The 19,251-nt window shown below is 37.7% G+C and carries 17 protein-coding genes; 16 read left to right on the top strand and 1 reads right to left on the bottom strand.

Annotated elements, in window-relative coordinates:
* The first annotated feature begins 102 nt into the window (after positions 1-102).
* Complete coding sequence (locus NY10_RS04180) at positions 103-1,440, top strand: C1 family peptidase (protein ID WP_058918784.1); 1,338 nt, start codon at positions 103-105, stop codon at positions 1,438-1,440.
* Positions 1,441-1,861: 421 nt separating this feature from the next.
* Here the strand turns inward: NY10_RS04180 and NY10_RS04175 are convergent, their stop codons facing one another.
* Positions 1,862-2,455: a hypothetical protein gene (locus NY10_RS04175; protein WP_058918783.1), complete on the bottom strand. Its 594-nt coding sequence runs from the start codon at positions 2,453-2,455 to the stop codon at positions 1,862-1,864.
* Positions 2,456-2,719: 264 nt separating this feature from the next.
* On the opposite strand from NY10_RS04175, the gene NY10_RS04170 reads away from it, so the two are divergent.
* The 15 genes from NY10_RS04170 (at position 2,720) to arcC (ending at position 19,146) form a co-directional block, all read left to right on the top strand.
* The gene (locus tag NY10_RS04170; protein WP_058918782.1) at positions 2,720-3,538 is read left to right on the top strand and encodes a Cof-type HAD-IIB family hydrolase; all 819 of its coding nucleotides are present in this window, start codon (positions 2,720-2,722) and stop codon (positions 3,536-3,538) included.
* 102 nt (positions 3,539-3,640) lie between these two features.
* Positions 3,641-4,282 (top strand): VanZ family protein, encoded by a 642-nt coding sequence (locus tag NY10_RS04165; RefSeq protein WP_058918781.1) that lies wholly within the window; start codon positions 3,641-3,643, stop codon positions 4,280-4,282.
* A gap of 387 nt (positions 4,283-4,669) precedes the next feature.
* A complete protein-coding gene (locus tag NY10_RS04160) occupies positions 4,670-5,731 on the top strand; it encodes a PTS sugar transporter subunit IIC (RefSeq protein WP_058918780.1) in 1,062 nt (353 codons plus the stop codon).
* 62 nt (positions 5,732-5,793) lie between these two features.
* A complete protein-coding gene (locus tag NY10_RS04155) occupies positions 5,794-6,786 on the top strand; it encodes a D-2-hydroxyacid dehydrogenase (RefSeq protein WP_058918779.1) in 993 nt (330 codons plus the stop codon).
* A gap of 342 nt (positions 6,787-7,128) precedes the next feature.
* Positions 7,129-8,274, top strand: a complete 1,146-nt coding sequence (locus NY10_RS04150) for an efflux RND transporter periplasmic adaptor subunit (RefSeq protein ID WP_058918778.1) — start codon at positions 7,129-7,131, stop codon at positions 8,272-8,274.
* Positions 8,275-8,295: 21 nt separating this feature from the next.
* Positions 8,296-8,994, top strand: coding sequence for an ABC transporter ATP-binding protein (locus NY10_RS04145; RefSeq protein WP_197408991.1), 699 nt, complete (start codon positions 8,296-8,298; stop codon positions 8,992-8,994).
* Positions 8,991-10,226 carry an ABC transporter permease gene (locus NY10_RS04140; RefSeq protein ID WP_058918776.1) on the top strand — a complete coding sequence of 412 codons (1,236 nt, stop codon included), beginning with the start codon at positions 8,991-8,993 and terminating at the stop codon, positions 10,224-10,226. Before NY10_RS04145 ends, NY10_RS04140 begins: the two co-directional genes overlap by 4 nt.
* A 133-nt stretch (positions 10,227-10,359) precedes the next feature.
* Positions 10,360-10,644, top strand: a complete 285-nt coding sequence (locus NY10_RS04135) for a hypothetical protein (RefSeq protein WP_058918775.1) — start codon at positions 10,360-10,362, stop codon at positions 10,642-10,644.
* 188 nt (positions 10,645-10,832) lie between these two features.
* A complete protein-coding gene (locus tag NY10_RS04130) occupies positions 10,833-12,095 on the top strand; it encodes a PTS sugar transporter subunit IIC (RefSeq protein WP_058918774.1) in 1,263 nt (420 codons plus the stop codon).
* 261 nt (positions 12,096-12,356) lie between these two features.
* Complete coding sequence (locus NY10_RS04125) at positions 12,357-12,935, top strand: class A sortase (RefSeq protein ID WP_156413266.1); 579 nt, start codon at positions 12,357-12,359, stop codon at positions 12,933-12,935.
* A 191-nt stretch (positions 12,936-13,126) separates the two neighbouring features.
* Positions 13,127-13,831: a Crp/Fnr family transcriptional regulator gene (locus NY10_RS04120; RefSeq protein WP_058918772.1), complete on the top strand. Its 705-nt coding sequence runs from the start codon at positions 13,127-13,129 to the stop codon at positions 13,829-13,831.
* 539 nt (positions 13,832-14,370) lie between these two features.
* Positions 14,371-15,609: an arginine deiminase gene (gene arcA / locus NY10_RS04115; RefSeq protein WP_058918771.1), complete on the top strand. Its 1,239-nt coding sequence runs from the start codon at positions 14,371-14,373 to the stop codon at positions 15,607-15,609.
* 37 nt (positions 15,610-15,646) lie between these two features.
* Positions 15,647-16,663 (top strand): ornithine carbamoyltransferase, encoded by a 1,017-nt coding sequence (gene argF / locus NY10_RS04110; protein WP_058918770.1) that lies wholly within the window; start codon positions 15,647-15,649, stop codon positions 16,661-16,663.
* A gap of 94 nt (positions 16,664-16,757) precedes the next feature.
* Positions 16,758-18,185, top strand: a complete 1,428-nt coding sequence (gene arcD / locus NY10_RS04105) for an arginine-ornithine antiporter (protein ID WP_058918769.1) — start codon at positions 16,758-16,760, stop codon at positions 18,183-18,185.
* Positions 18,186-18,204: 19 nt separating this feature from the next.
* A complete protein-coding gene (gene arcC, locus NY10_RS04100) occupies positions 18,205-19,146 on the top strand; it encodes a carbamate kinase (protein WP_058918768.1) in 942 nt (313 codons plus the stop codon).
* Positions 19,147-19,251 lie beyond the last annotated feature (105 nt).

Here is a 19,251-nt window from a genome sequence, read left to right as displayed (position 1 = left end):
GTTTAATTTATCAAATAGTTTGCTGCTTGCTTTTAAATGGAGTTTGTAACTCTTTTGAAAAAGGAGTACCATAGTAAGTATCATTTTCTAGGAGGGATTTATATGACGATCAATAATGAATTATTAGCTAATTTTAAAAACCGCTTTGAAGGCAATCAAGAAAATCAGGCTATCAAAGGGGCAATTGCCAAAGTCGGTATCAATGACGCATCTTTGGATAATAATGTCTTGCGCAGGCATTCGTTTGTCTTTTCAGACGAAACCAAACGCGGTAAAATCACTAACCAAGAAGCCAGTGGTCGATGCTGGATGTTTGCGGCCTTAAATACGGCACGCGTGGGCACAATGGAGAAATTAAATGTCGAAAGTTTTGAGTTTTCACAAAACTATACATTATTTTGGGATAAATTAGAAAAAGCTAATTATTTCTTAGACAGCATTTTAGACACCGTCAATGAAGCTCAAGATTCTAGATTGATTGCTCATTTGTTGACCGATCCGGTTCAAGACGGCGGACAATGGGATATGTTTTCCGGCATCTTAGAAAAATACGGAGCTGTACCGAAAGCAGTGATGCCAGAAACATTTCATTCTGCTCATACATCAGTATTAAACACTATTTTGACTTCTAAGTTGCGTGAATTTGCTAGTGTCTTACGTGAAGGCCATCAAGCGGGGCAAACGACTGAGGAATTGGCAGCAAAAAAAGAAGACATGCTGTATTTTGTTTACAATGTTTTGGTAAAAGCTTTAGGAGAGGTGCCTGAGACCTTTACGTATGATTACCGCGACAAGGATGATCAGTACCACAGAATTTCAGATGTTACACCTCAAGAGTTTTTCTCATCTTATGTAGGCTGGGACTTGCCTAATCTTGTTAGCTTATTGAATGCACCAACGGCTGACAAACCTTATGGCAGAGCTTATACGGTGAAGTACTTAGGCACGGTTAAAGAAGCGCAACCGGTTCGCTACATTAATGTACCAATCGATGTTTTGAAAGAAGCAGCCGTTGCTTCCATTAAAAATGGCGAACCTGTTTGGTTTGGCTGTGATGTAGGCAAGTTGTTGGTTAAAGATGCGGGCATCATGGACGACAAAAGTTACGACTATGATCTGACCTTAGGAGAAGGGCTAAATCTGTCGAAAGCCCAACGATTAGATTATGGCGATAGTCTGCTGACTCATGCGATGGTATTTGTCGGAGTGAATTTGGATGACGAAGGTAAGCCGTTGACTTGGAAAGTGGAAAACAGCTGGGGTGAGAAAGCCGGTAAAAAAGGCATTTACTCGATGAGTGATCAATGGTTTGAGGAATACACTTACCAAATCGCTGTTGATAAAAAATACATTCCTGAAAAATGGCTGAAGGCTTTAGACGAGCCGCTGATTGAATTAGAACCATGGGATCCAATGGGCGCTTTGGCTATGGTGAAATAAAGCATTTGTATATCAACGTTTTAAAGAGAGAGGATTACATATTCTCTCTCTTTTTGTTCAAAAGGGGCACAAAAGGGACAGTTGGAATTCAAATAAATTTTAGTGTTTCAGACAAAACGACATTTGGTTTACGGGTTACGTAAGTATTTATCTTTTTTTAAAATTGCTCTGTCCTTGACTGACAGAATCCATAATAACTCTAAAGGGAACACACCATTTCGGAAATGATCAGAAGTTAGAGCAATGATTTTCTCTTTGTTTTATTGGTATAAGAAACTGTATACCATTCGATGTATTTAAATTTTATGCTATAATACTTCCTTTCAAATAGATAAAAACTCTTTTTTTTATAGTATAAAGTCCTATAAAAAAATAGTTTTTTTATCGCACTCAAACTTTGGTCGAGGAGAGTGCATTTTTTTTATTGTGCAGAATTCATGTATGCATCTGTTATTTGTCCAGATTCTTCCATATAGATATCCATCAATTTACTTGCCCATTCTTCATAATCTTCGTATTTCCCTGAACCTTTAGTAAAGTGAACTTCCGCCATCGCGCTGATGCCATCGTTTGAAATTTCAGCTAAATCTGAAATCTTATCATTAGATAATTCTGCTAAACCTTCTAATCCACCTTGATTGTTTGGATATTCCGCGTTGTATTCTTCAACTAATTTCGGAGCAGCTTCTTTTATTTTTTGAGTATATTCATCTAAAATAGCTTGATATTGTTCTTCTGCACTTGTTTCAATCGGTTCTTCTTTCACTACTGGTTCTGCCTTTATTTCCTCTGTAGGTTCTGAATCTGAAGTCACTACTGGTTCAGCTGATTCTTCACTTTTTGATGGCTCCACGGCAATGCTATCAGTTGGTTCTGCAGTTTCTTCTTCACTATTCAATGAGTAACCTACAACAACTATTACTAACAACCAAAACCAAATCTTCTTATAGAAAGGCTTTTTCAATCTACCTTTAACCACATTACCATTTTCATCGTACAACTTTTTCTTTGCCATTTTCCATTCCTCCAATTACCTTTTTCACATTAAATTCGATGCGTGATTTAATTATACCTCGCTATTTGTAATTAGATAGAATTATTTCAAAAGAATAGAACCTTAAACCCAAAGAGTGTCAAAAATATGACGAATAAAGAAATTGAAACAGAAAACTTTCATCGTTCTCTTTTGTATGTACTTTGTGCAAGGCAACGGTGGAAGTTTTTTTATCTTGAATGTGGTACATTAAAAGAAAGCTGAAGAATAAAGGAGTAGACATTATTGATTAAATTGATTGCTATTGATATGGATGGAACATTGCTAAATGAATCTCATCTGATAACCAATAAAGTGAAAAAAGCCTTACATGAGGCTATTGAAGCTGGAATAAAGATTGTTTTGTGTACCGGACGGCCATTGAAAGCTATTTATCCTTATCTTGAAGAATTGGAGATGGCTCAAGAAGAAGATTACGTCATTTCATTAAATGGGGCATTGATCCAAAAGACGAATACACAAGAAATCGTGTACAAACAAACGTTATCCCACGAAGATTTAGTGAAAATAGAAAAATTGCGGAAGGACGTTGCTGAAATAAATTTTTCTTTTTTTGATGAGACGCATTACTTTTATACTGGAGAACCAACCGAAGTATTGAAATATGATGCTCATTTGCTGGGAATGGAGTTGAACTCTATGCCCGTTCAAGAACTTCCAGAAGATCGGACCATTTATAAGTCAATGTTCGTTGGGGAAGAAGCTGTGTTGGATCATTTTGTGGAACATATTCCAGACTTTATTTCTGAAGAGTATTATCCGATCAGAAGCCTTTCCTATGTCTTTGAAGTTTTGCCTAAACACGCTAACAAAGGAACGGCTTTGCTTGGATTAGCTGAAAAGCTGGGTTTTGACCACGAAGAAATCATGGCTATTGGAGATGGAGAAAACGATATCGACATGATCGAAGCTGCAGGCCACAGTGTCGCGATGGGAAATGCTACAGCAACCATCAAAAAAGCGGCTAAGTACGAAACAAAGTCAAATGAAGAAGATGGAGTTGCCCATGCTATTTACAAATGGGCATTAAACCAAAACGCATAAAGTCGAATAAACTTGAAGGAACCTCCTCTTATCGGTATAATAAGCAAACTAAATGAACGCTTTGTTCAAAAAACGTTAGCGAACAAAAAGGTTGTGAAAAAAATGGAATCAAAAGAACGCTATTGGGGAAACAGTCGATTTTTTTCGTGGGCTTTTGTAGTTATATGGATGGGACTGATTTTTTATTTGTCTCACCAAGTTGCGGATCAATCGCGAACATTGAGCGATGAAACCTTGTATATTATGATACCAACGATAAAAATCTTTCAAGGTTTATTTTTCTTAGTTTTAGCAGTTTGGGGAGGAAGCAAACTAAAAAAACAAGGCATAACAATTGGCATGAAAGAAATAATCGCCATCGGGGCAGTAATTTGCCTGCTTTACATTTTGTCCGTTGAAATGCGTGATGCAGTTGTGCCGCCCGATTTGCCAAATGCGATTAGAAAGCACGCTCATTTTTTTATTTACTTGGTTTTAGGCATTTTAGTGAAAAATGCATTGAACAACAGCGGGATAGCAGGCATCAAGGGAATTGGACTCAGCTTACTGATTTGTGCACTTTATGCGGTTTCCGATGAGTTCCATCAGGTGTTTGTTCCAGGCAGAGGCGGTCGATTAAGCGATGTCTTCATCGATAGCAGTGGCGCTGGAATAGGGCTGATCGCTTCTGTACTGTTTAACAAAATAAGAAGGAAGCGAACCGCGAGCCTTGTCAGTAACGATTCTAGAAATAGGAAAGATTAAATGAGAGCTAAGGAAAAGTTGGGGAAACCCGTTCCTTAGCTTATTTTTGCTTTAACTTTATTAAGATACAGATGAAATTTTAATTAGCTTTCGGTTAGGGATGTTCTTGAAAACGTTGATAAAATAAGAGGTCGGCGCTTCCTGATCTTCACAATAGAATTAAAAGAACAAAAATTTGCTTGACATTTAATCGCTTTTAATAGATAATAAAAGCAAGTTAGTGAATGTGTGCACAATGATTCGCGACGAATAATTATTAGAAAAGGATTTGGTTGCCAATCTTATATAGTCAGTAAATAAGTTTTCATATAGTTTACACAGGTTTAATGTTATTATATCTTATTTTTTTACTTTGTCTTGTGAATTATATAACTAGGGGGAGACATCATGTCAGAACAAGAAACAAAATTATCAGCTAAAATATTTTTTAACCGCGTTTTAGCAGGAACAGCAACAGGTATCGTAGTTGGACTGATTCCAAATGCAATTTTGGGAGAACTATTTAAATATTTCGGTACAAAAATGGATGTCTTTATTTCTTTATTGCATGTAGTTCAAGGTTTTCAATATTCCGTTCCTATTATTGTAGGGGTATTGATTGCTATGCAATTCAAGTTAAACCCGATGCAAACGATCATTGTTGGAGCTGCAGCACTTGTTGGATCAGGTGCGTATGTGATTACTGATGGAGCATTCATGCTGGTCGGAATCGGCGACTTGATCAACACAATGATAACCGCTTCGTTAGCAGTTATCCTTGTTAGAGCTATTGGAAATAAACTAGGTTCGATGACCATCTTGCTGCTTCCGATCATTGCCGGAGCTGGCGCAGGGGCAGTAGGTTCATTTACATTGCCTTATGTAAAAATGATCACGTCTACTATAGGAACTTTGATCAATAGTTTCACTGAGTTGCAACCGATTTTAATGAGCGTCTTAATTGCAGTCTCATTCTCTATTCTTATTATCTCTCCGATATCAACCGTTGCGATTGCTACAGCTATTGGCTTGTCTGGATTAGCTTCTGGTGCAGCGAATATCGGGATTTGTGCAGCAGCTGCGACTTTAGTCATTGGTTCGATGAAAGTCAATAGCCTAGGGGTTACTTCTTCAGTCGGTTTAGGTGCAATGAAGATGATGATGCCAAACTTGATCAAACACCCAATCATTTGTTTGCCGATTGCATTTAGTGCTGTCATTAGTGCGGTGTTTGCTGCTCTATTCAATATACAAGGTACTCCTTTCTCAGCAGGTTTCGGCTTCTCAGGATTAGTCGGACCTATCAACGCAGTTAAGTTTATGGAGGGCAGTGTAGGTACCAATATCAGTATAGCTGTCTTGGTGTTTTTCGTTATCCCATTTGCCAGTGCTTTTATCGGTGATTTAGTTTTTGGCAAAGTATTGAAAATATACGATAAAGATATCTTTAAGTTTTTCACTGCACAATAAACAGCTAAGTATATACACTAAAAAAAACAGTTATTAAAAATTAGTTGATGGAGGTAATATAAATGAATTTAATTATGTTTGGAACACGTGAAGATGAGAAAGATGCAGCGATGGTATGGAGTAAAAAAACAGGTATCAACGTTGAAACAACAACGGAGATTCTTACGATGGATACACTGGGTAAAGTAAAAGGCAACGACGGCGTTTTGATCCAGCAAACAGGAAAATTAGATGAAGCTTTATATCCTGCCTTAGCTGAGATGGGTATCAAACAGTTGGCTACTCGTTCTGCTGGTTACGATATGTTTGATTTGAAAGCGGCAAAGGAAAACGGATTAGCAATCACAAACGTACCTGCTTATTCGCCTAATGCTATTGCAGAGTTTGCCGTTACAGCTTCATTAAACATGATTCGTCATATGGACTTAATCAAAAAAAATGTAGAAAACCACAACTTCAGTTGGAACAAAGGCATCTTAAGCAGAGAAGTGCGTTCAATGAAAATAGGGATCGTAGGAACAGGTCGTATTGGGCGCATTACAGGCGAGTTATTTGCTGGTTTCGGTGCTGAAATCATCGGCTTTGATTTGTACCCAAATGATGAAGCGCGTAAGTTTCTTACCTATAAAGATACACTTGAAGAATTAGTAAAAGAAGCGGACTTGGTTTCAATTCATATGCCTGCAACTGAAGACAACTACCACTTATTTAACAAAGAGTTATTGGCTCAAATGAAAGACGGTGCTTATTTGGTCAATACAGCAAGAGGAACGATCGTGGATACAGAAGACTTGCTTGAAGCACTAGAAAACAGAAAACTAGCGGGCGCAGTTTTAGATACCTATGAATATGAGCACCCATTTGTCAACAAAGATTTGAAAGGCGCCGCAATTGACGATGATATTTTCAATGCATTGATGGCGAGAGATGATATTTTCTACACTCCTCATATTGCGTTCTATACAGAAACAGCAGTTGAGAACCTAGTAGAAGGATCGTTGGATGCGACTCGTGATATCATAACTAGCGGCAAGAGCGATTTTGAAGTAAAATAATTCGCTGAAATCAATTAAAAGCAGCAGGCTGAACAGTTATTGATGAACTGTTCAGCCTGCTGCTTTTGCTGTGCCCTCAAAATTCAACTCAGCTGTTTTTATGTAAAAATCTATGGAAAAGCTAAAATGATCTCTTTTCCAAAAAATAACAATGGATAATTTTTAAAAAATACGATAAGATATTGTCAGAATCAGAAAAAGCAAGCGATTTTTCTCAGGATGCTTAGATGGAATGGATAAAAAATGGGAAGGCGGATGAGGTACAGTACAATAATATAAAGACCTAATAAATACGGAGACTCTTGTTAATAATTGAACTAACAATAAGTGAGGAGCAAAAAGATGAAAAAGAAAATTTGGATTGGGTTAGGTATTGTAGTCGTTTTACTACTAGGAGGCTTTGGAGCGAGAGCACTGTTTTTTTCACCTGAAGAAGTCGCGGAAGAAGGACTTGAAGATCCTTACGGGATTGAGTATTTTACAGTTCCCAGTATGGAACAGATATTTGTTAATGGGACAGTAAATCCTGAGCAGTCGCAAGAGTTTCGTAAAGAAGAAGGCCTTGGAACGATAGGAGAACTGAAAGTTGAAAATGGTGCTGCTATCGAAGAAGGAACGCTTTTATATACATATGAAAATACAGAAGTAGCCACACAAATCAATGATTTAGAGAATCAAGTGGCACGAATGGAAACACAACGTTCTAATGCTGTGTACAAACGTGATTTAGCGATTCAAAATTGGAATAAAATGCCGGAAGAAGAACGCACACAAACATTAGAAGAAGTGAAAATCGATACGAGTACATCAGATTTAGATGCAGAGATCACAGAATTGTACAACAATATTGAATCCTTAAAAGAACAACGGTACAAAGATATCGTGGCGCCTTTTAGCGGGAAAGTGTACATTCCTGAAGACAAAAATGCAGAAACACCTATTTTAAAACTGATTTCAGATCGTTTCTATGTAGTTGGGACCGTTAATGAAAAAGATGTTGGGAAATTAGCTCCTGATCAAATCGCAGATATCAAAGTGATTTCAAATAACCATGCAGTGACTGGAAAAGTTACATTTATTGACCACAACCCCACGGAAGATACAGGAGATGGTATGGGAAGCTACGGAGGACAAGAAACAACAATGTCCAATTATCCTGTAAAACTGTCTTTGGATTCATTAGAAGGCATCCGTAATGGATACCATGTCCAAGCTATCGTAAGCAGCGGCGAAAGTACCGTCAATGTTCCGACCATTGCTATCCATCAAGAAGACGATCAAGCGTATGTCTTAGTTAATGACTTCGGCACAGTGGTCAGACGAGTGGTTCAACTAGGCGAAGCAGAAGGCGAGAATACCATTGTTACCAGCGGTTTAGAAGCCGAAGATCAAATTATTGTTTCTTCTAAAGTGGATATTGAAGAAGGTCAATTGCTATCTGAATCATCAGAACAAGAATTTGTTGATCCAATCGATAGCGAAGAATAGGAGGTGGAATAAATGAACCCAATAGAGAAACCTCAACCATTGATTGTATTAAAAGGAATCCATAAAACCTTTAAACGTGGCAAGCAAGAATCCCATATTTTAAAAGGATTGGATTTAACCATCAATGAAGGCGACTTCGTGATGATCATGGGGAAATCCGGCAGCGGGAAAACAACTTTGATGAACATTATCGGTTTTTTAGACCGTATCACCGATGGAACGTATTTGTTCCGCGGAGAAGATGTAGCCTTATTGAATGAAAATAAAAAATCTGAATACCGCAATGCTTTTTTTGGATTCGTTTTTCAACAGTTTTTTTTAATCGAGTCATTGAATGTCCAACAAAATGTGGAACTGCCAATGGTTTATAAAGGTGTAAACAGCGCAAAAGAGAAAAAAGGAAAAGCGAAACAATTTCTAGAATTAGTAGGAATTGGCGAAAAACTGAAAGTGAAAACAACTGAATTGTCTGGCGGACAGCAGCAACGAGTGGCAATTGCGCGGGCGCTGATCAATGATCCTTTGTTGATCATGGCCGATGAGCCGACGGGTGCACTAGACAGTGAAACGGGACAAAGCATCATGGAAACGTTAAGCCAGTTGAACCAAGAAGGCAAGACAATTGTGATGGTTACGCATGATGAAGATTTGACGACTTATGCTTCGCGTGTTATTCGCATGAAAGACGGTTCTTTTGAAGAAGAGGTGATCAACGTATGATACACAATCTATTGATCAGTACTTTTTTAAGTTTGAAAGCTCATAAATTCCGTGTCTTTCTAACGATGCTGGGAATCATCATTGGAATCTCTTCGGTCGTTACGATTGCAGCTTTAGGCGAAGGCATCCGGCAACAGACATTGGAACTAGCTGATTCAGCTAATGCCAATGAAATTCGGATGCAGTATACACTGCCGATGACTGAAGAAACGATGTACCATGAAGAGTCTAATTTTGTGTTTTCTCGAATCGACATGAAACGCATTCAAAAAATCGATGGAGTCGCTTCTGTTTTACCTGATTATGGAGAAGGAATGGGTATGGGCAGTACAGAAATGATCAGCGGCGAGTTCGATTACTTTGGTCAAACGGCTTCAGTCCAATTGACGCCATACAGTAAGCAGCAGCCTCTTTTATACGGCCGAGATATCACACCAGCGGATGCCAATCATGATGTGATTGTTTTGTCTCATGATATCTTCGACTATGGAATCATGATCGATGATCCAGAAGAGATGATCGATCAAGCCATCGCTATTAATGGCTATATGTATAAAGTCATTGGTATCAAACAGCCATATGACTATGGTAGTATGTCACTGAGCGGCGGTGAAGAAGATTATATGTCTGCCATGACTTCCGTTGTGTCTCGGGCCTCTTATAATGAATTGACCAGGTTTAAACCGATCAGTGCATTAAAAATAAAAGTAGAGGAAACGGCGGATCGTTATGCTGTGACCGAAGCTGTTACCCAATCATTAATCGAAAGTTACCCCGATGAAGAAGGAATTTTTGAAGAAGATCGTTCAAATGAAGAAATGCAGCAAGAAATGGAAAGTTACATGTCGGGTATCGTTAATTTTCTGATGGCCATTACCGCCATTTCCTTATTGGTAGGAGGCATTGGCGTGATGAACATCATGTACGTTTCGGTGACTGAGCGCAAAAGAGAAATCGGGATTCGCCGTGCGATCGGAGCAAAACCGCGCAATATTCTTTTCCAATTTATTTTAGAAGCGGCTTTTATTACGTTTATCGGCGGAATAGTCGGTTTGGCATTTGGTTATGGAATCGCCTTATTAGTCGGCAATTTTATGGAACTCCAACCTGTGTTGACGATGCAGACGATTCTGTTGTCGACCTCTGTTTCTGTTTTGACCGGATTATTTTTCGGAATCATGCCAGCGATCAACGCAGCTAAAATGGATCCAATCAAAGCGATTTATCAATAAAATCAATAAAAAATTGGAAAAGTCATACGCAGATAACGAAAAGAATTCAAAACGTTTAGAAACGCAACTCAAAAATAATGTCATAAAAAGATGAGATGAAGGACATGAAATTTTAATAGAGAGGTGGATATAGATGAATTTTTGGTTTTTTTGGTTTATTCTAATCGGGCTCTTATTAGTATGGAGTGCCATTAATGAAATGAAGAAAGAAAACAAGGAATTAAAAAAGAGGTTAGATGACTTGGCAAAGGCTACAGGTTATGAAGAGTTATCCAGCAATTATGTTGAGGAGCCTTTGAAATCAGAGTTAGCAATGTTGAAAAACAAAGGAGAAGATATTCAAGCAGTTAAGTTGTTGAGAGAAAAGACAGGCATGGGCTTAGTACATGCGAAACAATTTATTGATGAGTTAGAGTAATAAGCAAAGCAAACGATAAAATAGAGATTCAACCAAAAGAGGCATTGTCCATTTTGTTTGAATCTCTTGTTTTATTCTCTAAGAGGTTTTGGTTTTAGCTTGTGATAAGGTTAAAAATTTTCCAACAGTTAACTTAATAGGGTAAACTAAAGTTATTCATAACAAGGAATCTGAAGGAGGAGAGCCAAATGTTAGCAGGATTAGAAAAATATGTATTGCCGGTCTTTTTAAAAATTGGAGAAAACAAAGTACTGGTTGCCATCCGTAATGGATTGACTTTGACGATTCCTTTTACGATTGTCGGAAGCTTTTTTTTGATTTTAGGAAACTTGCCGATCAAAGCCTGGACGGATTTCATAGAACCTGTTTCCGGAATGTTGAATGCTCCTGTTTCAGTGACTTTTGGCGTTTTGGGTTTAATTGTGGCGATTGGAATAGGGTATAACCTCGCTATAGGGTTTGGTGTAGATCCCATTTCCAATACAGTGATCACAACTGTCGCTTTTCTATTAGCGACATTAACGGAAGACTTCACAATCGATCCTGCTTTATTGGATGCCACCGGCATGTTTACCGCTATTTTGGTAGCAATTTTTACTACATTTGTTTACCGTTTTTTCGTCGTTAAGAACATCACCATAAAAATGCCTGAAGGCGTTCCGCCTTCAGTATCTCGGTCATTTGCCAGTATGATGCCAGCTGCTACAGTGATCGGCAGTATTTGGATCATTCATGTTTTATTGAAAATCAATTTAAATGAGATCTTGCAATGGATTTTTCAGCCGCTGGTTTTTGGGTTGAGCACATTGCCAGGTTTGATGGTCTATACATTATTGGCCTGTTTTTTGTGGAGCTGCGGTATTCATGGACCAAATGTTTTAGCTGGGATCGCAACTCCGATTTTCTTGAGCTACTTAGCTGCTAATACAGCGGCATTTCAAAATGGCCAGCCGATTCCTTATGAAGTAGCCGACGGGTTCTGGATTTTATTTATGAGCATTGGCGGATCCGGTGGCACGATGGGGTTGGTATTGGCGATGCTGCGTTCAAAAAGCAAACTATACCGTTCTCTTGGGAAACTGTCTTTTCCATCAGCTATCTTTTGTATCAATGAGCCGGTGATTTTTGGTTTTCCTATTGTGATGAATCCGCTAATGATGATTCCATTTATTGCGACACCGATGGTTCTAGGAGCAAGCAGTTATGTATTGATGAAAGTCGGTATTATCGGGAAAATTGTTTTTCTCGTTCCTTGGACAATTCCGCCAATCATTGGACCTTACTTAGCAACGAATGGCAATATCCCAGCCGCTATTTGGTCAGTTTGTACTATTGTGATTTCTTATTTGATTTATTTGCCATTCTTTAAGATTGCGGAAAAAAAACAGTTGCTGATCGAATTAGGGGACAATAAAAAAATAACTGAAGAAACGGTGGTTGCTGATCATTAATTTGGAACAGGATGACATCTAAAAAAGGATTAAGAAGAACATTGCGCAAAAATAAAGCGTCGTTCTTCTTTTTTTATTTATTCATTCATTAAGAAAAGTTTAATTTTTTAACAAATGGTATAGATCCAAGGGGAAGAAATGTAAAAACTAAAAATGATGTGGCATAATGTAAAGGGATACATCATAAGGAGGTGCGGTTGTGCATAAAAAGAATCGAATGATTAAAGGCATAGCGCTTTTTTTGCCTTATTGGTCAATCCAGTGAAACACAAACTGGTATCTTGGATGAATCAACACTACTTAAAACAAGAATTAACACTCGCAACTGTAGAGCGTAACCAACAAGTTGCAAGTACATTTGATTATGACAGCATTGAGAACCTTGATTTGAAAACCATAGTGAAAGCTAGTCAAAAAATTCAAGATATGCCAATCGTTGGAAAACTTGTGATTCCCACAGCTAAAATTGACATGCCAATCATCAAAGGCGTTTCCAATGAAGGATTGGCAGTAGGGGCAGTTACATTAGCACCTGATCAAACAATGGGCGAAGGCAACTACACATTAGCTGGAAATTATTTAGATAACTCTAACTTATTGTTCGGTCCATTGCATCAGCTGAAAAAGGGCCAAAAAATATATATGACTGATTTGGAAATGGTCTATATCTATGTCATGACTAGCAGTCTAACCGTAGATTCAAAAGAAATACCGCTATGGGATGAACAGATAGATGAAAAGATGCTGACATTGATTACTTGCAACCTGACAGAACAACAACGGTATGTTCTGCGTGCTAAATTTATTGAAAAAGTACCAAGAGAAGGTTTTTTGCTTTGATGGAATTTACATAAAATAAGAAAAATGATCTAATATTCAGGGATGAATAAAGGTCATTTTTTTAATTTAAATTTCTTCATATTTTAATATAACTGCTTCATTAAAGTAAATTTATATTCTTTGTGCTATATTATACTTACAAGTAAGTAACCGCTTTCATTTATTTTCGAAATATGTGAGGAGAGAGTAAAATGCCAACTAAACAGATGAAGCTTAACCAATTGTATGAATTACGCTACAAACCTGTTTTTTCAAATTTTACCGATAGAGAGTTTAACTGCCTTAAAAACGAGTTTTTTTTTAGAACCTATAAAAAAGGCCAAGTCTTATTTGATGAAGGAGATAAGCGCGAAAAAATATATTATCTAGCCAAAGGATTAGTTCGAATCGAAAGCTATGATGAAAGCGATACTTTCTCATATATCGACTATACTAAACCAGACACCTTATTCCCGTATGGGGGGATGTTTTCTGATGAAGAGTATTATTTTTCTGCTTATGCTGTTACTGATATTGAAGTATACTATATTCCCACTAAAATATTTGAAGAACAGGTAACATCTAATGCAGAACAACTTCTGTACCTTTACAAAAATATCGCTGTGCTTTTAAAACAGCAAGAGAAGCGCATTCAATATTTAGCCATTTCCAGTGCAACCAGTCGTATTGTTAAAACATTGTCTTACTTGATGGAAGAATTGGGTATCTATACAACACCTGCTCTAATTGAAATTCCTTTTCCAATTACAATCAACGAGATTGCTGACATCAGCGGCTGCTCCAGAGAAACAGTTGGGAGTGTAGTGAAACAGTTAAAAGAAGCAAGGAAAATCGAATATGAACGTAAACATTTTGCGTTTAAAGACATCACTTATTTTAAATCTTTTTCTGACTAAAGAAGGTTAGGATATAATTTAAAAGAGAATTTTTTATGAATTGTCATGCGCTTTAATTCACATGTTTTTAGAGGTTTTTGTGTATAATAGATAAACTAAAAAAACCGCGAACGTTAAAACAGGTTGTTTTTGCTTTAGATAATGATTAATGCACATTTAAACTGCTCATGTTTTTGTGAGATTGTCTAAATGAAATATCTCAAATCGTAATTAAAGAAGAGTATCGAGAATCTATTTAACCCAGCTGTTCCATTTTTAGTACACAAACTTTAAAGTAGCTCAGAATTCAATTTGCAATTTGGAACAAGAGTTTATTCAAATTTTTTTAGAATTATTAAATTTATAAAAGATGTATAAACACATTAAATATACAGCATAATAAAGCGATTGATAACAGTTATACTTTATAAAGAATATATATGAAAAACCATTGTGAAAATGTGAGTAATTCGACATTTTGTTTGATGATTAATGCGTTTCTTTTTATTTTGTTACCGCTATTATAAGGATGTAAGAATAAACCAGAGGAGGAAACTAAAATGAATAAACCGATTCATGTTATGTCAGAGATTGGACCGTTAAAAACTGTTTTATTGAAAAGGCCAGGAAAAGAAGTTGAAAATTTAACACCCGCTATTATGGAACGTTTATTGTTTGATGATATCCCTCATTTGCCAGTTATTCAAAAAGAACACGATGCTTTTGCTAAAACATTAGAAGATAATGGTGTGGAAGTATTGTATTTAGAAAAATTATCGGCGGAAGCTATTGATGCGGGAAATATCAAGGAAGAGTTTATTGACCGTATGTTAGCTGAATCAAATATTGAATCAGAAGCGGTTATGAGTGCATTAAAAGATCATCTAATGAAATTTGAAACACAGGAAATGGTAGATACTATAATGGCAGGCGTTCGTAAAAAAGATATCGCTATTCCGTCAAATGATTTAACGACAGCTTCCAATGGAGAAGACTATCCTTTTTATATGGATCCAATGCCAAACCTTTATTTCACTAGAGATCCGGCTGCTTCATTAGGTAATGGAGTGACGGTTAACCATATGACTTATGAAGCCCGTAATCGCGAGTCGATGTTTATTGAAACGATAATGAAGCACCATCCACGTTTTGCTGACCAAGGAGTCGAAATTTGGCGAGATCGGAATCACACTTCTCATATTGAAGGCGGAGATGAACTGGTACTGAATGATAAAGTATTGGCTTTAGGTATCTCGCAACGAACTTCAGCTAAAGCAATTGAAAAGCTAGCTCATGAATTGTTTGATCGCCATTCAAATTTCGAAAGAATATTGGCTATTAAGATTCCTAACGTGCGGGCTATGATGCATTTGGATACCGTCTTCACGATGGTAGATTATGATAAATTTACAATACATCCTGGTATTCAAAAAAATGGCGGAGAAGTAGATACGTATATCCTTGAACAAGGTGAGGAATCCGGCAAGCTTAAAATTACTCACCGCAAAGATTTGCAAGAGGTTTTACGCGAAGCGCTTGGTGTAGAAAAATTAGATTTGATTCCTTGTGGCGGAGGCGATGCCATTGCAGCCCCTCGTGAGCAATGGAATGATGGCTCGAATACATTGGCTATCGCTCCAGGAGTAGTAGTTACCTATGACCGAAATTATGTATCGAATGAACTATTACGGCAACATGGAATTAAAGTAATTGAAATTGCCTCGAGTGAACTTTCTAGAGGTCGTGGCGGTCCTCGCTGTATGAGCATGCCGTTAGTTCGTGAAGACATAAAACGCTAAAAAGAGAGATAGGATAAAAAAACTAGGAGGAATAAAGATGAGTAAACAAGTATTTCAAGGGCGCAGCTTCTTAGCTGAAAAGGACTTTACTAAAGAAGAGTTAGTGTATTTAATCGAGTTCTCAGAACATTTAAAATTATTGAAGAAAAAAGGTATTCCTCATCATTATTTAGAGGGGAAAAATATAGCTTTATTATTTGAAAAGGCTTCTACTCGAACACGAGCTGCTTTCACAACAGCTGCCATTGATTTAGGTGCCCACCCTGAATATTTAGGCAAAGACGATATCCAACTGGGCAAAAAAGAATCGGTTGAAGATACGGCTCGTGTATTAGGCAGTATGTTTGATGGAATAGAGTTTAGAGGATTCAGTCAACGCTCTGTAGAACAATTAGCTGAATTTTCAGGTGTGCCGGTTTGGAACGGTTTAACCGATGAATGGCATCCAACTCAAATGATTGCTGATTTTTTAACTGTTAAAGAAAACTTTGGCCGTTTAGAAGGGATCACTTTAGCGTATGTCGGAGATGGACGTAATAATGTCGCCAATAGTTTATTGGTCACAGCAGCGATTCTAGGTGTAAACATACGGATTGTTTCTCCTAAATCTCTATTCCCTGAACAACATTTAATTGACATGGCACAAGAGTATGCCGAAGAAGCCGGTAGCGAAGTGATGATTACCGATGAAGTCGCTAAAGGAGTTAAGAACGCGGATGTATTGTATACCGACGTATGGGTTTCAATGGGCGAAGAAGACAAATTTGCAGAACGTATCGAATTATTGACGCCTTATCAAATCAATATGGAAATGGTACGCGCCACGGGTAAAGAAGATGTAATTATTTTACACTGTTTACCGGCTTTCCATGATGTCGAAACCGATTATGGAAAACAAGTGGAAAAAGATCATCACATCACAGCGATGGAAATCACGGATGAAGCTTTCAGAAGCCCGCATGCGCGTCAATTCGTCCAAGCAGAGAATAGAATGCACTCGATCAAAGCGATCATGGCTGCTACTCTAGGCAACTTATTCATTCCTAAAGTCTAGCTTTGACCCAATAGGTTACGAGCATGAGGAGTTTTGGTTCCCTGATGCTCTGATGCTGTCTTAACAAATACAGTATGGGAATGGGGCAAATAAAATGAATGAAAAAAAATTAGGATTGATCCCATTGATGAGTTTAGTCGTGGGATCAATTATTGGTGGCGGAATTTTTAATTTAATGTCCGATATGGCACTAACAGCATCCCCCGGGCCGGTAATCATTGGCTGGTTAGTTACAGGTGTAGGAATGGGGTTATTGGCGTTCAGCTTTCAAAACTTATCTGCCAAACGGCCAGATCTAGAAGCCGGCATTTACAGTTATGCACGAGCAGGTTTTGGCGATTATATGGGCTTTAACTCTGCCTGGGGGTATTGGCTGTCTGCATTTTTAGGAAATGTAGCTTACGGAACGTTGATGTTCAGTTCGATAGGATATTTCTTCCCTTTGTTTGGGAATGGTCAGAACCTGGCTTCGGTTATCGGAGCGTCTATTATGCTTTGGCTTGTGCATGGATTGATTTTAAAAGGAATTCAGACAGCTTCGTTTATCAATACGATCGTTACATTTGCTAAATTGATTCCATTAGCTATATTCCTTGTAACGATGTTTATTGCATTTAGGCTAGATGTTTTTACCGCTGATTTTTGGGGAACACAAAATGGCAGTTTTAGTTTTGGAGAAGTGATGGACCAAGTCAGAGGGACTATGCTGGTAACAGTATGGGTATTTATCGGGATCGAAGGAGCCGTAGTTTTTTCTGGGCGTGCTGCGAAAAAATCAGACGTTGGAAAAGCTACTATTTTAGGGTTAGCTACTGTGATCAGTATTTATTTATTGACAACTATTTTATCAATGGGTGTCCTTTCTCGTCCTGAACTGGCTGAGCTAAATCAACCCGCAATGGCTTCTCTTTTAGAAAGTGTTGTTGGACACTGGGGTGCTATTTTGATTAATATAGGAGTGATCATTTCCGTCGCTGGTGCTTGGCTGGCTTGGACCATGTTAACGGCTGAACTGCCTTATCAAGCTGCCAGAGAAGGATCGTTTCCGAAGTTTTTTACTAAGAAAAATAAAAATGATGCGCCGGTCAATTCGCTTATTTTTACCAATATTATTGTTCAATTGTTTTTATTTACATTTCTAATCAGTGAACGAGCTTATAATTTTGCTTTTTCTTTAGCTTCATCGGCTATTTTAATTCCTTATGCCTTTACAGCATTTTATCAGCTAAAATTATCATTATCGGAATCTAAAACTACTCCTAACCGTACTAGAAATATAATGATCGGATTTTTTGGAAGTATTTTTTCTTTATGGTTGATTTATGCCGGAGGAATTAATTATCTATTGATCACTATGCTGCTTTACGCTCCAGGAATTTTTATCTTTGCTTGGGCTCAAAAAGAGAATAATCGGAAAATTTTTACGAAAAACGAACTAATTGCTGCAGCGGCGATAATTGTTTTATTTGGAGTAGCTTTAATTCAAATTTTTAATGGTTCAATTGATATTGGCAATATGTAAATGAGGGGACAGGACAACCATGACAAAACAAAAAATTGTAATAGCTTTAGGCGGTAATGCGATATTATCTGACGACGCTAGTGCCGCAGCTCAACAAGCAGCATTAGCCCGTACAGCAGAATATTTAGTCAAATTTATTGAAAATGGCGATGATTTGATTATCTCACATGGGAATGGTCCGCAAGTCGGCAATTTAGTGCTGCAACAAGCTGCGGCCGATAGTGAAAAAACCCCAGCAATGCCATTGGATACCTGTGTAGCAATGACTCAAGGGAGCATTGGCTTTTGGATGCAGAATGCATTGGGAAACGCTTTGGAAAAAAGAAATCTGTCTAAATCGGTTGTTTCTATTGTAACGCAAGTAGTGGTTGATGAAGCCGATTCAGCTTTTGAAAAACCGACAAAACCCATTGGCCCTTTTTTGAATGAGACAGATGCTCAGCAAGCAATGACAGCTACTGGCTCTTTATTTAAAGAAGATGCAGGCCGCGGCTGGCGAAAAGTCGTTCCTTCGCCGAAACCTGTTAGCATCAAAGAATATCGTGCTGTCAATCAATTAGTCGAAAATGGTGTAGTGACTATTTCTGTTGGCGGCGGAGGAATACCGGTGATTGAAAAAGATGGACAGTTAATCGGTGTTGAAGCCGTAATAGATAAAGATTTTGCTTCACAAAAACTAGCTGAATTGGTTAAAGCGGATCTGCTGATTATTTTAACTGGGGTCGACAATGTTTACGTGAACTACAACGAGCCTGATCAAAAGAAACTAGAAAAAGTTACAGTGTCAGAAATGAAGCAGTACATTAAGGATAACCAATTTGCGCCTGGCAGTATGTTGCCAAAAGTTGAAGCCGCGATTGCTTTTGTTGAAAACCACCCTGAAGGCAAAGCGATGATCACGTCACTAGAAAATATTGAACAAGTTTTAACTGGACAAGGCGGTACAATTATAACCAAATAATTGAGATAAAATAGGTGGAAGGAAATATCCAATCTACTTACTAAGCGAACACGATTATCTTTTGCTTTAAAAGTTTAAAAAAGAAAATAAAAAAACGAATTCCCT

Origin of the sequence: Carnobacterium sp. CP1 (assembly GCF_001483965.1) — a bacterium.
Classification (GTDB): Bacteria; Bacillota; Bacilli; order Lactobacillales; family Carnobacteriaceae; genus Carnobacterium_A; species Carnobacterium_A antarcticum.
Note: the sequence above shows the minus strand (reverse complement) of the source record. Positions and strands in the feature narration are given on the sequence as shown.

Coding starts and splice junctions, on each gene's coding strand:
- NY10_RS04180 (WP_058918784.1), top strand. CDS start 103: ATGACGATCAATAATGAATTATTAGCTAATTTTAAAAACCGCTTTGAA.
- NY10_RS04175 (WP_058918783.1), bottom strand. CDS start 2,455: ATGGCAAAGAAAAAGTTGTACGATGAAAATGGTAATGTGGTTAAAGGT.
- NY10_RS04165 (WP_058918781.1), top strand. CDS start 3,641: ATGGAATCAAAAGAACGCTATTGGGGAAACAGTCGATTTTTTTCGTGG.
- NY10_RS04160 (WP_058918780.1), top strand. CDS start 4,670: ATGTCAGAACAAGAAACAAAATTATCAGCTAAAATATTTTTTAACCGC.
- NY10_RS04155 (WP_058918779.1), top strand. CDS start 5,794: ATGAATTTAATTATGTTTGGAACACGTGAAGATGAGAAAGATGCAGCG.
- NY10_RS04150 (WP_058918778.1), top strand. CDS start 7,129: ATGAAAAAGAAAATTTGGATTGGGTTAGGTATTGTAGTCGTTTTACTA.
- NY10_RS04140 (WP_058918776.1), top strand. CDS start 8,991: ATGATACACAATCTATTGATCAGTACTTTTTTAAGTTTGAAAGCTCAT.
- NY10_RS04135 (WP_058918775.1), top strand. CDS start 10,360: ATGAATTTTTGGTTTTTTTGGTTTATTCTAATCGGGCTCTTATTAGTA.
- NY10_RS04130 (WP_058918774.1), top strand. CDS start 10,833: ATGTTAGCAGGATTAGAAAAATATGTATTGCCGGTCTTTTTAAAAATT.
- NY10_RS04120 (WP_058918772.1), top strand. CDS start 13,127: ATGCCAACTAAACAGATGAAGCTTAACCAATTGTATGAATTACGCTAC.
- arcA (WP_058918771.1), top strand. CDS start 14,371: ATGAATAAACCGATTCATGTTATGTCAGAGATTGGACCGTTAAAAACT.
- argF (WP_058918770.1), top strand. CDS start 15,647: ATGAGTAAACAAGTATTTCAAGGGCGCAGCTTCTTAGCTGAAAAGGAC.
- arcD (WP_058918769.1), top strand. CDS start 16,758: ATGAATGAAAAAAAATTAGGATTGATCCCATTGATGAGTTTAGTCGTG.
- arcC (WP_058918768.1), top strand. CDS start 18,205: ATGACAAAACAAAAAATTGTAATAGCTTTAGGCGGTAATGCGATATTA.